This window comes from Paenibacillus chondroitinus NBRC 15376, from assembly GCF_004000765.1.
GTDB lineage: Bacteria > Bacillota > Bacilli > Paenibacillales > NBRC-103111 > Paenibacillus_E > Paenibacillus_E chondroitinus.
Window position 1 is genome coordinate 128,909 of the sequence record NZ_BILW01000015.1, and the last position, 14,851, is coordinate 143,759.

At 48.3% G+C, this 14,851-nt stretch carries 12 protein-coding genes; 6 read left to right on the forward strand and 6 right to left on the reverse strand.

Translation table 11 applies throughout. The features are described from left to right. Window positions 1-110 precede the first annotated feature (110 nt). On the forward strand, window positions 111-1,928 hold the full coding sequence (locus tag PCH02S_RS18235; protein ID WP_127455360.1) for a peptidoglycan D,D-transpeptidase FtsI family protein: 1,818 nt from the start codon (window positions 111-113) through the stop codon (window positions 1,926-1,928). On the opposite strand, the gene PCH02S_RS18240 is transcribed toward PCH02S_RS18235, so the two are convergent. Beyond that, complete coding sequence (locus PCH02S_RS18240) at window positions 1,911-3,182, reverse strand: ATP-binding protein (protein ID WP_127455361.1); 1,272 nt, start codon at window positions 3,180-3,182, stop codon at window positions 1,911-1,913. The genes PCH02S_RS18235 and PCH02S_RS18240 overlap by 18 nt on opposite strands. Before the next feature lie 207 nt (window positions 3,183-3,389). Between PCH02S_RS18240 and PCH02S_RS18245 the strand changes: the two genes are divergently transcribed. After that, window positions 3,390-4,214 carry a lipoate--protein ligase family protein gene (locus PCH02S_RS18245; protein ID WP_127455362.1) on the forward strand — a complete coding sequence of 275 codons (825 nt, stop codon included), beginning with the start codon at window positions 3,390-3,392 and terminating at the stop codon, window positions 4,212-4,214. Between the two features lie 81 nt (window positions 4,215-4,295). On the opposite strand, the gene PCH02S_RS18250 is transcribed toward PCH02S_RS18245, so the two are convergent. Beyond that, window positions 4,296-5,027 (reverse strand): alpha/beta hydrolase, encoded by a 732-nt coding sequence (locus PCH02S_RS18250; RefSeq protein ID WP_127455363.1) that lies wholly within the window; start codon window positions 5,025-5,027, stop codon window positions 4,296-4,298. Between the two features lie 263 nt (window positions 5,028-5,290). Between PCH02S_RS18250 and pdhA the strand changes: the two genes are divergently transcribed. From pdhA to lpdA, 4 genes are read left to right on the forward strand one after another with little or no spacing between them, the layout of a single operon-like run. Continuing rightward, window positions 5,291-6,373 (forward strand): pyruvate dehydrogenase (acetyl-transferring) E1 component subunit alpha, encoded by a 1,083-nt coding sequence (pdhA, locus tag PCH02S_RS18255; RefSeq protein WP_127455364.1) that lies wholly within the window; start codon window positions 5,291-5,293, stop codon window positions 6,371-6,373. A gap of 36 nt (window positions 6,374-6,409) precedes the next feature. Further along, complete coding sequence (locus tag PCH02S_RS18260; RefSeq protein ID WP_127455365.1) at window positions 6,410-7,390, forward strand: alpha-ketoacid dehydrogenase subunit beta; 981 nt, start codon at window positions 6,410-6,412, stop codon at window positions 7,388-7,390. 32 nt (window positions 7,391-7,422) lie between these two features. Then, window positions 7,423-8,751 carry a dihydrolipoamide acetyltransferase family protein gene (locus PCH02S_RS18265; RefSeq protein ID WP_127455366.1) on the forward strand — a complete coding sequence of 443 codons (1,329 nt, stop codon included), beginning with the start codon at window positions 7,423-7,425 and terminating at the stop codon, window positions 8,749-8,751. Window positions 8,752-8,755: 4 nt separating this feature from the next. Beyond that, window positions 8,756-10,171, forward strand: coding sequence for a dihydrolipoyl dehydrogenase (gene lpdA / locus PCH02S_RS18270; protein WP_127455367.1), 1,416 nt, complete (start codon window positions 8,756-8,758; stop codon window positions 10,169-10,171). 87 nt (window positions 10,172-10,258) lie between these two features. Here lpdA and serC read toward each other — a convergent pair whose 3' ends face one another. From serC to PCH02S_RS18290, 4 genes are all read right to left on the reverse strand, one after another. Then, complete coding sequence (gene serC, locus PCH02S_RS18275; protein ID WP_127455368.1) at window positions 10,259-11,353, reverse strand: 3-phosphoserine/phosphohydroxythreonine transaminase; 1,095 nt, start codon at window positions 11,351-11,353, stop codon at window positions 10,259-10,261. Between the two features lie 280 nt (window positions 11,354-11,633). Next, window positions 11,634-13,019: an ABC transporter substrate-binding protein gene (locus tag PCH02S_RS18280; RefSeq protein ID WP_127455369.1), complete on the reverse strand. Its 1,386-nt coding sequence runs from the start codon at window positions 13,017-13,019 to the stop codon at window positions 11,634-11,636. Between the two features lie 87 nt (window positions 13,020-13,106). Beyond that, window positions 13,107-13,928, reverse strand: coding sequence for a carbohydrate ABC transporter permease (locus tag PCH02S_RS18285; RefSeq protein ID WP_127455370.1), 822 nt, complete (start codon window positions 13,926-13,928; stop codon window positions 13,107-13,109). Further along, a complete protein-coding gene (locus PCH02S_RS18290; protein WP_407670100.1) occupies window positions 13,925-14,806 on the reverse strand; it encodes a carbohydrate ABC transporter permease in 882 nt (293 codons plus the stop codon). The genes PCH02S_RS18285 and PCH02S_RS18290 overlap by 4 nt, the downstream gene beginning before the upstream one ends. Between the last annotated feature and the right edge of the window lie 45 nt (window positions 14,807-14,851).

Below are 14,851 nucleotides of genomic sequence, written 5' to 3' on the forward strand. Positions count from 1 at the left end.
GGCTTTTTTTTATTTTTAAGAAGGTGCATCGACGGTTTGTCTACGTGCAGGAGTGACGATACTGATAACATCTAAGATTAGGATGAATGACATCGTTAGGAGTTAGATGTATGAGGGTCAAACAGTTATCTTCACATGAAAAACGCCGTATTTTTCTTGTTCTTCTTACCATCGTACTCCTGTTTATTGGCATAATGGGTAAGCTGTTCTGGATACAAATTGCAGCAACGGAAAATTACAGTTCACACGGAGTTAATCTGCTTAAAAACTCAGTCGTTCAAAGACAGCGTGCGCTAGTGCTGGAGAGCGGCCGAGGCGAAATATTGGATCGGAATTTGCAGCCGATGACAGGAAAGATTGTGAAATCCCTCGTTGTGTTTCCCATCAATAACGATCTTCAAGCAAGCCCGCAGCAGGTAAGCCAGCTTGTCGGGATTTTGCGGACGAATGCGGAGTCTTGGCGTGTATTCACCAAGGATCTGAAAGAGCCGCAAGTGTGGAGTCAAGCCAGTGGGGGCAAACCTGTCGCGTTAACGGATGGGCAGGAAGAACAGATTGATGCGCTGAACTTGCCGAATGTGAAGGTGGTGCAGATGGAAGATCGCTACCCAACCGGGATGACTGCGCGGCAGCTAATCGGATTCATTGGGCAAAATCCGGATCGCGTAATGAACTTATACGGCGCGGATCTGGAAAAAGGCAAGGTCGCGCTAACGACGAAGATTGGCGGAGCGGGCCTTGAGAAGACCTTCGATCTCTGGCTTCGCGGCATCGGGGAGACATCGATCTCTTATTTTATGGATGCCGGCAAAAGGCCGTTAACCGGACTGGATGCGCGTATGATTGCGCCGAATAATGCTTTTTATCCCGTTAAGTTAGTTACGACTCTTGATGTAAACGTTCAGCAGCAAATTGAGGCGCTAATGGATAAATTGAAAATCCGGGACGGTGCTGCCGTTGTTCAGGAAGTCGCACAAGGCGATATCGTCGCCATGGCGAGCAGACCCAACTATGATCCCACATCCGTGGATCTTGCAAGTAAAAGCTGGAGCAACTATGCGCTTAAAGCAACGGCTCCCGGCTCTATATTCAAAACCGTTGTGGCTGCCGCTGCGCTGGATTTAGGTGTGGTTAATCCCAAAGAGACATTCACTTGTGAAGGAGCTCTTGGCAAGTACGGTTTTACCTGCTGGAGGAAAGAGGGACATGGCCCCTTAACTTTGGAGCAAGGGTTCGCACAGTCCTGCAACATCGTGTTTGCCAAAGTCATGCAGCGCTTAACGGCTGGCCAACTGGAAAGCTTCGCGCATAAGCTTGGCGTGCTGGATGAAGTGGGATGGACAGGGAAGACGGACACGAAGATCCTTCTCCATCAATTGGATAGCGAAGAGACTGGACAGCTCTTTGGCGCTCATACGCCGCACGATGATGAAGGTATTCTTATGCAGACAGCCATCGGGCAAAGAGACGTGATGATGACCCCTTTGCAGGCGTCTAATATGGTTGTTACTTTACTGCATAATGGAAAAGGCTACTCGCCGAGAGTGGTCCAAGAAATCCGCTACCAGACCGATCGCGTGATGGAGAAATTTGAACCGCAAACGCGAAAGGATGAAGAGGGATACGTCTCCGCCGCGACAAGCCGTACGCTTTTGAGCTGGATGAGAGAAGTCGTGACCGAAGGAACCGGCCAAGGGTTGAAGGATGCAAAGTGGCAGCTCGCAGGGAAATCCGGTACGGCTCAAACCATGGTCGGCAAGCAGGAAAAGGTGAATCAATGGTTTATCGGATATGGCCCAGTGGCTTCTCCCAAGTATGCAGTATCTGTTGTTATCAAAAATACGGATCCAACGGAAAGCAACAAGGCCATACCTTTGTTCAAAGGGATTATGGATATTCTGGCAAGCCAATCAAACAGCCGGCAGTGATATCGTAAAACAGGTTCCTTGATTGGGCTCACTCGTAACTTCAATGAGTCCTCCTAAGGTGCGTATGATGCGATAGGAGACCATCATGCTGAGTCCAGTGCTTTTATTTTTGGTGGAATAAAAAGGGGTTCCAAGGCGGTTAATCTGTTCGGCTGTCATACCGATGCCTGTATCTTTAATTTGAAGAATAATATGGGGGCCTCGTTTGATGCCTATGATTTGCAGTGCGCCTCCGTTTGTCATAGCCTCAATACCGTTTTTGGACAGGTTGAGCAGGCATTGCATGATTTTTTCTTCATTTGCTTGGATGACTAACGGTGATTTCATGTCGATTTGAACATCAACCCCGCGCATTGCGGCATATGGAAGTATCAGATTGCTTAGTTTGAATGACAGGTCAGATAAGTTAAGCGGTTCAAGCTTCTCAGCTTCGGGTTTGGCAAAGGACAAATAGTCGGTAATAATGCTTTGGGCGCGGTCAATTTCTTCGATGACCATGGCAGTGTATATATGTTTCTTCTCTTCAGTGACCTGCGATTGACTGAGGATTTGCATGAATCCCCTGGCTACCGTCATAGGGTTACGAATTTCATGGGCGACAGAAGCCGCCAATTCACTGAGGACATTGAGCTTCTCGGAGCGCTGGATTTCTTGGCGCAATGTGATATTTTCGCGGATTCTGGCAATTAAGTACGTAATGAGCCACATTGTAAATAAGTGAACGAGACAATACAATATTCCATACAGCAAAAAAGTACGATCTATGGTGTCAAAAGAACCGACTCTATACAGCAGGGTGATGCAGAAAGTTGCTAGAGCGCTGATGAAAGCAAGCAGGGTGGGAAACATCACTTTGGGGGTTAGGTGCTTCCAATTGCTCAATGCAATGAAAGCCACGATGAAGGGGATGAGAAGAGCTAATAAGGTGACGATCCACACGAAATTCGGGCCGTTCATGATGTACACATAGGCGAGTATGAATCCGGAAACCGCTAGTCCCGAGCGTATGCCGCCATATAAGAAAGCGATGAGTACGGGAATAATATGGAGATCGAAATGATTGCCTATGGGTTTAAAAAAAGGATGGGTCACGCAAAAAATGGCGGCTAGTGTGCAGATAAATATAAGAAATACCTGACGATATTTATCGTAACTGTCTAGAGAGCCGGGTTTTTCGAGCCAAAAGATGTGAGTTAAAACAATGGGGACGGTTAAAACAAGGATATTCAGGAGTAAATCGTCAAAAATGTTCAAAGATCTCGCCTACTTAACAAAAATTTGATGTTCCACTTTTATTCGACACAGATTTTTATTCGACACAAAACTTGGAATTCCTTCGAAATGTATCCTAAATTTTGATGTTTTTTGGCGAAAAGCAGCGATTTTTACATTGCGGCTAACGCTAGATTCGCTTACAATTCGGAGGATGAACATAAATAGCAGGCTCAGGAGATTATGTAAATGACGAATATACCCCTTTCTTCTTCTATGGTCATCCTTGACCGAACACAGGAAACGGCCCCAAGATCAGTTCTATATGCTTTTGCGCTGGAAGAACTTCTATGCCGATCGATTGGGAAAATGGCGCCTCCGATCCTCCACATTTGGCGGCACCCGCGAGCTTTTGTCATGGGGCTGAGGGATAGCCGGCTCCCGGAAGCGGCGCTTGCTAACCAATGGTTACTTGACCGAGGGTATGATACGGCTGTTAGAAATTCAGGAGGCGCGGCGGTTCCGCTGGATCTGAGCGTTGTGAATGTCTCCTTGCTGATGCCGAAAGAAGCAGGGGATATGGAGCATCGCAAAGATTTTGAAGCCATGGTGGGCCTGATCCGTGAGGTGATGAGCAAACTTACCGATCATATTGATCAAGGTGAGGTGATGGGGTCCTTTTGCCCGGGAGAGTTCGACCTCAGTGTAGGCGGGCGTAAGTTCTGCGGGATCGCACAGCGCAGGCAGCAACTGGCTTTGTCGGTCCAAGCGTTTATTATCGTCGAAGGCGAAGGCGAGGCGAAAGCTGCGCTGGCTAGAGGCTTCTACGAGCGCGCGGCGCAGTCCGCAGACCCAAGCGAGTACCCTGCCGTGGCGCCGGGAAGTATGGCGAGTTTGGCGGAATGCTTGAATATTCCTTTAACAGCTGAGCAGTTTACTGCGAACTTGGTTGAAGTGATGGTGGCGAGAGGGCTGCAGGTGAAGACGCCTGAAATAATCCCAGGGTATCCGACGGACGGGCAAATCGGCGACATGGTGGAGCTGATGAAAGCTCGATACGCGATCAAGCAATAAAAAAACGGTCTGACTTCGTCATTTGACGGAAGCGGGACCGTTTTTTTATGTGAGGCTAATGGAGAGCGGGGTAGCGAAGTTTTACCCCAGAAAATAATGCAGCGCCGCGCTCAATTCCCCTTGCCAGAACCCCCACAAATGTTTGCCAGGTTTCTCGATATAATGAAGCACGGTATTTTTCCTTTCGAGATCTTCCTTGGCCAAACGGTTCTCTCTGACGAAATCAAAGGTTCCTCGCTCCGTTTTGACATCCGTTTCATCCAAGCCGATCAACATGTACATTTCAAGCCAGGATAAATCGTCGACCGCTTTAAGGCGTTCGCGGGTAATGTCGAAAAATGCGCCAGACAAGGATATAACGCGGCAAAAAAGGCTAGGATAATCTAAGGCGAGATGCAAGGAAACGGTCCCTCCGAGAGAATCACCTGCGACAATGCGTTCACTGCGCTCCGTTCGTACCGGATAGCGGCTTTCTATATAAGGGAGCAGCTCCTCGGCGAAAAAGCGGCAGTAAGCGTCATGACGCTCACCTTCCGGCGCGTATTCGGATGTGCGGTTAGCCGCGTTCACATCCACACCTACCACAATAGCTGGCTCCAGGTCTTCATCTAATATGCAGCGGGTAATGGTTGTGGCAATACGTCCGAAATTGAAGAATTGCTCGCCATCTTGACAATAGATAACCGGATAGGAGAGCAGTTCATTGTAACCGGGAGGCAAATAAACGCGAAGTTGGCGTGTTTCTTGAAGCAGGACCGAGGTGAGTTCATCTTTCATAATCGTTCTTTGGTAGTAGCGAGCGTCATCAGACATCGAGTATTCTCCTTTATATCCTTGTGGGGAAAAATGGTATGTGAAGCGTAAGTTGGAAATGGTTTGGGTAAGGTGTATTATAGCAGTTGTAAATTTCATGTTAACTGTATTATATATTTTCCTAAACTGTACTATTCGCTTCCACGAAAAAAGGTCATATATCATAAGGATAGCGGTGTACAATTCACAAAAACAGGTTTATAATAATACTATAACAGAAGTGTAGCTAGCAGGCATCAAAATCATATAAGAGGTGAAATGGTATGAGTAAGCCACTTGTCAGCCAAGCAAATTACGAAGTGACCACAGAAAAGGTTGAGCCTTTACAAGTACTGGCTCCAGACGGCACAGTTGTAAATCCCGACAAAATGCCTAAACTTAGCGATGACCAATTAAGAGAGTTAATGAGAAGAATGGTATTCACACGTGTTTGGGACGAAAGAGCCGTAAATCTCGGTCGTCAAGGACGTCTTGGTTTCTATGCGCCGGTATCCGGACAAGAAGCTTCCATGATCGGTAGTGAATTTGCATTAAATAAAGATGACTTTATTTGCCCGGGTTACCGCGATATGCCGCAGCTCGTGTGGCACGGACTTCCGCTTTATCAAGCATTCCTATACTCCCGCGGACACCAACATGGCGGTCAAATTCCGCAGGATGTTCACGTTCTTATGCCGCAAATCATCATTGGTGCACAAATTCTGCACGCAACTGGTGTAGCGATGGCGTTCAAAAAACGTAACCAACCTCGTGTAGCGATCACGTACACAGGGGACGGAGGAAGCTCTGAAGGAGATTTCTACGAAGGTTTGAACTTTGCAGGAGCATTCAAGCTGCCTGCCATTTATTTTGTACAAAACAATGGTTATGCGATCACAACGCCTTACTCCAAACAAACAGGAGCGCTTTCTGTTGCTCATAAAGCACTTGCTGCAGGTATCAAAGGCGTGCAAGTAGATGGTATGGACGTTCTGGCTGTTGTTCAAGCTGTGTCTGAAGCTGCTGAAAGAGGCCGCAAAGGCGAAGGCGCTACATTGATTGAAGCATTGACATACCGTTACCGTCCGCACTCCTTGGCCGATGATACGACGAAATACCGTACCAAAGACGAGGAATCCGATTGGGAGCCGAAAGATCCGCTTACGCGCATGCGTATTTTCCTGACCAAAAAAGGTCTGTGGAGCGAAGAAGAAGAGGCTAAAGTGAAAGAAGAAGCGAAAGCAACTGTTGCTGAGCACATTAAAAAAGCTGAGGAAACTGAGAAAATGACAGTTCCGGGCTTAATCGATTCCATGTTCGAAGTTACACCTTCCCATCTCGAAGAACAGAAACAAGCGTATAAATAAAATCTGGCAAAAACTCTTAGGAGGCACGGAGAAGTCATGGCACAAATGACGATGATTCAAGCGATTAAAGACGCAATGCGCGTTGAACTGGAAAGAGATCCAAATGTAATTTTGTTCGGCGAAGACGTTGGCCATGTTGGTGGCGTATTCCGTGCTACAGAAGGTTTACAAAAAGAATTCGGCGAAGAGCGCGTATTCGATACTCCTCTTGCTGAGTCTGCTATCGGCGGACTTGCGGTAGGTCTTGGCGTTCAAGGCTTCCGTCCAATCGCTGAGATTCAATTCGTAGGTTTTATTTACGAAGCGCTTGACCAAATTTGCGTACAAGCAGCTCGTATGCGTTACCGTTCCGGCGGCCGTTACAACTCGCCAATCGTATTCCGTACGCCTTACGGCGGCGGCGTTAAAGCAGCTGAGCTTCACACGGATGCACTGGAAGGCCTATTGGTGCAAACTCCGGGGATTAAAGTTGTTGTTCCTTCCAACCCTTACGATGCGAAGGGCTTGCTCATTTCCGCGATTCGCGATAATGACCCTGTCTTCTTCATGGAGCATCTGAACTTATACCGCGCATTCCGCGCAGAAGTACCAGAAGGCGAGTACACGATTGAACTTGGTAAAGCGAACGTAGTTCGTGAAGGTTCTGACGTAACGATCATTACTTACGGAGCAATGGTTCATACATCCGTTAAAGCGGCTGAAGAGATCGAGAAAACACAAGGTGTGAAAGTTGAAGTCATCGACCTTCGTACGCTGCTTCCGCTTGATATCGAGACGATTGTCGCTTCGATCAAGAAAACGAACCGTGCAATTATCGTGCAAGAAGCACAAAAAACTTCTGGAGTAGCCGCAGAGGTTATTGCTCAAATTAATGAAAAAGCAATCCTGCACTTGGAAGCTCCAGTTCTGCGTATTGCGCCTCCGGATACCGTTTATCCGTTCGCACAAATCGAAGATGCTTGGCTGCCTAGCCCAGCAAGTGTTATTGCCGGTATTAAACAAGTACTCGAATTCTAATTCATAGTCGAAGGTAACAGGAGGTAGTACACGTGGCATTGTTTGAATACAAGTTCCCGGAGCTTGGAGAAGGCATACATGAAGGCGAAATCGTTAAGATGCTCGTTAAAGCGGGTGACACCGTAACTGACGAAACCATTCTTATGGAAGTACAAAACGACAAAGCTGTTGTTGAAGTTCCTTGTCCGGTAGAAGGTAAAGTCGTTAGCGTCGCTGTCAAAGACGGCCAAATCTGTACGATTGGCGAGCTCGTGATGACAATCGAAGTAACAGGTGAGATGCCGGCTGAGTCCATGCATCACAGCAGCTCCAACAACGCTGCGTCCGCAGCCGCAGCGGCACCTGCTGCTACAGCGGTAGCCGTAGCAGAGGCTCCTGCAGCAGCACCGGCAGTAGCTGCTGCTCCACCGGCGCCAGCAGCGCCAAGCGCTGGCGGCCGCGAAGTGCTTGCGACGCCTAGCGTACGCAAGCTTGCAAGAGAAAAAGGCATCACACTCGCAGAGGTGACGCCTACAGGCAAGCACGGCCGCGTAACACGCGAGGACGTGCTCGGCTTTACAGGAGCCGGCAACGCCGCGGCTCCGGCAGCAGCACCAGCTGCAGCGGAAGCAGCTGGCAGCGCAGCACCTGCGGCTAGCACGCAGGTTGCTGTGGGCGATCGCGTGGAAGAGCGGGTTCCGTTCAAAGGAATCCGGAAAGTGATCGCGAACGCGATGGTGAAATCCGTGTACACGGCACCGCACGTGACACTGATGGACGAAATCGACGTGAGCGCGTTAGTCGCTCTGCGTGAGCGTACGAAGCCTCTTGCTGAGAAAAAAGGCGTGAAGTTGACTTACCTTCCTTTCATCGTGAAAGCATTGGTAGCGGCTTGCCGTCAATTCCCGGCGTTGAACGCGATGATCGACGAAGAAAAGCAAGAAATCGTCTACAAAAAGTACTACAACATCGGTATCGCAACAGATACAGAAAACGGCTTGCTCGTTCCTGTTATCCATGATGCAGACCGCAAAAACGTATGGTCGATTGCTTCTTCCATCAAAGACTTGGCTACTCGCGGACGCGATGGCAAGTTGACTCCGAACGAGATGAAGGGCGGCACAATCTCCATCACAAACATTGGTTCCGTAGGCGGTATGTTCTTCACACCAGTAATCAACTTCCCTGAAGTTGCGATCCTGGGTGCTGGCCGCATTACTGAAAAACCTGTCGTGAAAAACGGTCAAATCGTTGCAGCATCGGTGATGGCTCTTTCCTTGAGCTTCGATCATCGTATCGTTGACGGAGCGACAGCACAAAGCTTCTTGAACTACATCAAACAGCTCCTGGCTGATCCAGAGCTTCTCGTCTTGGAGGTGTAACAACATGGTAGTAGGAGATGCTTCTCTAGATATTGACTTGCTAGTTATCGGTGCAGGACCAGGTGGTTACGTAGCTGCCATTCGCGCGGCTCAACTTGGTCAAAGCGTTCTTATTGTAGATAAATCGGAATGGGGCGGCGTCTGCTTGAACCGCGGCTGTATCCCTTCCAAAGCGTTGATCTCCGCTGCTCACACATATGAGCATGCGCAGCACGCGGACAGCATGGGTATCTCTGTAGAGAACGTGAAAGTGGACTTTGCAAAGGTACAAGCTTGGAAAAACAGTATTGTTGCTAAACAAACGGGCGGCGTTGGCGCGCTGCTCAAAGGCAACAAAATCCAAACGTTCCAAGGCGAAGTGATGTTCATCAACGAGCACGAAGCACGTGTGTTCAATGATGCAGAAGCTCCGCGTTATCGCTTCAAGCACTGTATTATCGCGACGGGTTCCCGTCCGATTGAGCTGAAAGCATTCCCTTTCGGCGGAAGAATTATTTCTTCCACAGAAGCTTTGAACTTGCCTGAAGTTCCGAAAAGCATGATCGTGATCGGCGGCGGCTACATCGGAATCGAGCTTGGCCAAACGTATGCGAAGTTCGGTACGAAAGTAACGGTGCTGGAAGGTTCAGATCACGTGCTGCCAGGCTTCGAGAAAGATCTGACGAAACTTGTAGCACGCAACCTGGAGAAAGTTGGCGTTGAAGTTCATACAGAAGCGCTGGCGCAATCCTGCACGAAAACAGAGAACGATGTAACCGTAACGTTCACAGTGAAAGGCGAAGAGAAACAAGTTACCGCTGATTACGTGCTTGTAACTGTCGGTCGTCGTCCGAACACAGACGGCGAGCTTGGTCTTGATCTGATCAACTTGAAAATGACGGACCGTGGTTTGATTGAAGTTGATAACCAAGGTAGAACCAGCATTCCGCATATCTTTGCGATTGGTGATGTTGTGCCTGGTCTATCCCTGGCTCACAAAGCTTCTTATGAAGCAAAAGTGGCCGCAGAAGCGATTGCAGGGCATTCCAGCATCGTAGACTACAAAGCGATGCCAGCTGTTGTGTTCTCCGATCCGGAAATTGCCGGTGTAGGCTTGAGCGAAACGGAAGCAAAAGCTCAGGGCATCAACGTAACGATCGGGAAATTCCCTTACGCAGCTAACGGCCGCGCTAACTCTTTGAACGCAGGTCAAGGTTTCGTGAAACTTGTCGGCGACAAAGAAACAGGCCAATTGCTTGGTGGTCAAATTGTTGGTCCGGAAGCATCAAACTTGATTGGAGAGCTCGCTCTTGCAGTTGAGATGGGGGCTAACCTGGAAGATATCGCCCTTACGATCCACGCACATCCAACATTGACAGAAATGATCATGGATGCAGCTGAAGGTGCGCTTGGTCACCCGATTCACCAACTTGGTAAATAAGCATCATCAGAACGGTTTCCAATACCTTTAGATAAAAAGTCCCGAGAGCATGGCGCAAGCCGCTCTACGGGACTCTTTTATTTTTGTTTATCCGTTTCTCCGGGCGAAATCAAGCATGAATTCAGCTAAAGCTTGGCAGGCTTCAAGAGGAACCGCGTTGTAGGCGGAGGCGCGCAAACCGCCAACACTGCGGTGTCCGGCCAAGCCCTCAAAGCCATGGGTCTCGGATTCTGCGATGAAACGGCGTTCAAGCTCACTATTAGCCATACGCCAAGTGATATTCATGGGGGAACGGTCTTTCGCATCAATGATGCCTTGATAAAAGCCGCCGCTTGCATCGATGACCTCATAAAGGAGGCCGGCTTTTGCAAGATTGTGGCGTTCTAATTGTTCCACGCCGCCTTGCTTTTGCGTCCATTTGAGTACCAAATTCGTCATATAAATGGCGTGGACGGGAGGGGTGTTGAACAGCGATTTGTTTTTGGCAAATGTGCTGTAGCGCATGATTTCCGGAATCTCGCCTGAAGCTTGCTCCAGCCAGCTTTCGCGGATCACGACCACGGTAACACCCGCGGGTCCAAGATTTTTTTGTGCGCCGGCATAGATCATGGAGAATTTCGTGAGATCCAGCTTGCGGCTCAGGATTTCGCTGGTCATATCGCCAACGAGAGGGATATCGCCGACTTCGGGTATCTCCGCATAACGCGATCCTTCGATAGTATTGTTCATCGTGATATGCACATAGGCAGCATCTGGGCTGAGATCCTGTGCGTCCCAGGCAGGAATGCCGCGATAACCCTGATCTTTGGAGCTTGCTGCGACATGGGTGCGGCCAAGATACGCCGCTTCCTTATAGGCTTTTTCCGCAAAGCTGCCTGTTAAGGCGTAGTTAGCTGTTAGCTGGCGGCTTAAGAAATTCATCGGAAGAAGAGCGAATTGCGTGCTTGCCCCACCGCCCATGAAGAGCACTTCATATCCTTTGGGCAAATCCAGCAGGGAAAGCAGGAGGAGCTGCGTTTCGTGATTCAACTCCTCGACTGTTCGGCTTCTATGCGACATTTCCAGTAGAGAAACTCCTTTCCCCTCATAGTCGACAAATTGCTCCTGAGCTTCTTCCAGAACGCCTAAAGGCAGTGCGGCCGGACCTGGATTGAAATTGTACCTGCGTTTTGTTTGGTTCATGTGATTGCCTCCCGTAACCGTATTTTGGACAACAAAAAACGCTCCTCATCCGATTGGGACGAGGAGCGTTTGCTCGCGGTGCCACCCAATTTAAGAAACATGACGTGCATGTTTCTCCACTTGGTTCCGCGGTAACGGGCGGTGCCGGTTAACTTAGCATGACTTTACATCCAACAAGCATGCTTGGCGATAACGCCTCCGAGTTGGATTCTCATCATAGGCACGATCGAATATAGAAGTTGAATAAAAGTATATGCTTCTTATTTGAAAAGGTCAATGCTTATTTTACTGTTTTGTTATAAGCGGCTAGCTTCTCAGCGATGGTTTTTGAAGCTGCATCCAAGGCATCTTTTGGTGATTTTTTGCCAGTTAGTGCTTCTTCAATAGCTGTTTCAACGAGTTGACGAGCTTCCGGGAATACACCCATGACAGCGCCTTGCGTTGCTTTGTTCGGTTTCGTATTGTGCAGTTGGTCGATTGCTGTTTGGAATTGCGGGAATTTCGCTAAATTGTCTTTTAGAATTTGCTCATCATAAGCTTTTTTCGTAATTGGGAAGTATCCTGTGTTCACGTTCCACCAAGCTTGCGTTTGCGGATTCGTCAAAAACTTGATGAATTCCCATGCGCCTTTTTGCTCAGCTTCGGATTTGTTGTTCAAGATATAGAGACTTGCGCCCCCAACAACAACACCGCCGTCTTTGGCATCAGCTGGTTTAGGCATAACGCTTGTTCCAACTTGGAATTTGCCTTCTGCACCAGCAACAATACCACGTAAAGAAGCTGTAGAATCAAGTGTCATTGCAATTTGTCCAGCCAGGAAAGCTTTTTTCGTATCATCGGTTTTACGGCCAAGGTTCATAAGGGATTTGTTATCAACCATGTCCTTCCACCAAGTCAATGTTTTAACGCCTGCTTCATTGTTAAGAAGAGTTTCCGTAGCTGCGGCTGTACGGCCGTTTCCGTTGTTCAAGAATTCAGCGCCTTGCCCAGCGAAAAACTGCTCCATGAACCAACCGTAAATCGCGAAGGATCCGCCGGCTTTACCGTCTTTGCTCAACGCTTGCGCGGCTTTTGCTACTTCTTCATACGTTGTTGGCGGCTTCTCCGGATCTAGACCAGCGGCTTTGAACATATCTTTGTTGTAGTAAAGGATTGGGTTGGATGTGTTAAAAGGCATGGAATTCAATTTATCGTCAACTTTGTAATAATTCAAAATGTTTTCTTCAAGTTGGGAAAGGTCGAATTTATCGGCATCAACGAATTTTTGAACCGGTGTAATCGCCTTGGAATCGATCATGAAACGCGAACCGATCTCGTAAACTTGAATGAGGGACGGGCCGCTTTTTGTATCCATGGAAGCTTTCATTTTGTTCAAGCTTTCATCGTAAGTACCTTGGAAAACAGCTTCAACTTGCACGTTTTTCTGGGAAGCATTGAAGTCTGCAACCAGTTTGTCAACAGCTTTGCCAAGTTCACCGCTCATGGAGTGCCACCAGATAACTTTGACCGGCTCTGCTGCTTTGGTTGGAGCTGCTGAAGCAGCAGTTGAACTTGCAGGTGCAGCACTGCTGGCTGGCGTTACTTCGGCTTTGCCGCATGCGCTAGTCAGCACCATCGTGAGTGCTGTCATGGCCATAACGGAAGTTCTTATGTTTACGGATTTCATTGATTTGTTTCTCTCCCTTTTTTAACTTTATTTTTTTATTATGGAAACCTGACTCAGCATACTAGCCGAGTAGATTGGCCAACAAGATTAACCTTTCACAGCCCCCGCGGTAAGTCCGCGTACGAGCTGCTTTAAACCAAGGATGAGCAAAATAAGCGATGGCAAGAGGACGATGGTGACACCTGCCAAAACGAGGTTCCACACGGTTAATTCTTCAAATTGCAGCATCGCGATGCCGATTTGTGCAGTTCTCATTTCTTCACTGTTCGTAATGAGCAGCGGCCATAGGTACATGTTCCATGCGTTCAGGAAAGCATAGACAGCTAGTGTAGCAAGCGCAGGTCTTCCCAGAGGCAGCACGATCCGGAAAAAGATGCGGATGTGACCACATCCGTCGATACGCGCTGCTTCGAACAATTCTTTGGGCAGCTGCAGGAAAAATTGGCGCAGCAGGAAGGTGCCGAAAGCTGTTGCCAGGAAAGGGACCGTCAGGCCCTGCAGACTATCGAGCCAATCCCATTTTTTGACCGTCAAATAATTCGGTATGATCGTGACTTCCCAAGGAATCATCATTGTCGCCATGAACAAAGAGAAGATGAAAGCTTTTCCTTTAAACCGGATATTGGCAAAGGCATAAGCGGCCATTGAGGAGGTCAACAGCTGCCCAATCATGATGACAAGCGAAACAATAAAGCTGTTTGTAATAAATTTGGCGATCGGAACGAGTTGAAAGACGGCCACAATACTGCCCACGTAGAAACTGCTTGGCAAGAAGTGAGGCGGGTAAGCTGAAGCTTCATCTGGCGTCATGAACGTGGCAGAAAATGTGTAAAAGATTGGATACAGCACAAGTGCGGCTGCAATCGCCAACAGGATATAAATAGCTGCTTTTTGTAAGGGACGATTCATTGATAATGTACATTCCTTTCGAACACTTTGAATTGCACAAAGGTGAAAATCAGGATGATGGTGAACAGTACTAGGGCCTGCGCGCTTCCTGTTCCGAACCGGAAGTTAATGAAAGCATCTTGATACAAGTTATAAACGAGCACATCGGTCGAGTTGATCGGACCGCCTTTGGTCAGAATGTGAATTTGACCAAAGGATTGGAAAGCGCCGATAATCGATACAATCGTGACGAAGAACACCGTCGGTGAAAGCAGGGGTAAAATGATTTGTACAAACGTCCGAACCGGCCCGGCTCCGTCAATTTTTGCGCTGTCGTAGATTTCATCCGGGATGCCTTGAAGTCCGCTGAACAGAACAATGTAATTGAAGCCAAGATTCATCCATACGGTCATGAAGGAGACGGAAAGCAGTGCCCATCGAGGATCCGTTAGCCAAGCCACAGGCTCTAAACCTACAAGCTGCAGCAGGTAGTTAAGCATGCCGACGCTAGGATGAAAAAGCATCATCCAGATGACAGAGGATGTTCCCACAGACAGAACGACAGGCAGCGAGAAAATAAATTGAAAAAATCGCATCCCTTTTAGCTGATTGTGGGTGAGAGCTGCGAGCAGAAGCGCAAGGGCGATGCTGGTCGGTACCGTCAGAATGGTGAATAACCCAGTGACCTCCAAGCTTTTATAAAACTTCTCCGACGTGAAGATAGCCGTAAAGTTGTCGAAGCCGACGAAGGAAGCCACCCTGCCTCTGGGATCGGTCTCATGCATGCTGAGATAAAAGGTTTGAATCAAAGGGTAGAACAGAAACACACCGAATAGCAGCAATGAAGGAAATAAGAAAATATAACCAAGCAGCGTCTCTGCCCACTTCGAGAAGAACATAGAACGACGGGGGAGTTCAGCACGTGTTGTTATTTTTTTTGGAAC

What these genes read in the sequence shown, in the direction of transcription:
- PCH02S_RS18235 (WP_127455360.1), top strand. Translation starts at nt 111, where the DNA reads ATGAGGGTCAAACAGTTATCTTCACATGAAAAACGCCGTATTTTTCTT.
- PCH02S_RS18245 (WP_127455362.1), top strand. Translation starts at nt 3,390, where the DNA reads ATGACGAATATACCCCTTTCTTCTTCTATGGTCATCCTTGACCGAACA.
- PCH02S_RS18250 (WP_127455363.1), bottom strand. Translation starts at nt 5,027, where the DNA reads ATGTCTGATGACGCTCGCTACTACCAAAGAACGATTATGAAAGATGAA.
- pdhA (WP_127455364.1), top strand. Translation starts at nt 5,291, where the DNA reads ATGAGTAAGCCACTTGTCAGCCAAGCAAATTACGAAGTGACCACAGAA.
- PCH02S_RS18260 (WP_127455365.1), top strand. Translation starts at nt 6,410, where the DNA reads ATGGCACAAATGACGATGATTCAAGCGATTAAAGACGCAATGCGCGTT.
- lpdA (WP_127455367.1), top strand. Translation starts at nt 8,756, where the DNA reads ATGGTAGTAGGAGATGCTTCTCTAGATATTGACTTGCTAGTTATCGGT.
- serC (WP_127455368.1), bottom strand. Translation starts at nt 11,353, where the DNA reads ATGAACCAAACAAAACGCAGGTACAATTTCAATCCAGGTCCGGCCGCA.
- PCH02S_RS18280 (WP_127455369.1), bottom strand. Translation starts at nt 13,019, where the DNA reads ATGAAATCCGTAAACATAAGAACTTCCGTTATGGCCATGACAGCACTC.
- PCH02S_RS18285 (WP_127455370.1), bottom strand. Translation starts at nt 13,928, where the DNA reads ATGAATCGTCCCTTACAAAAAGCAGCTATTTATATCCTGTTGGCGATT.
- PCH02S_RS18290 (WP_407670100.1), bottom strand. Translation starts at nt 14,806, where the DNA reads ATGTTCTTCTCGAAGTGGGCAGAGACGCTGCTTGGTTATATTTTCTTA.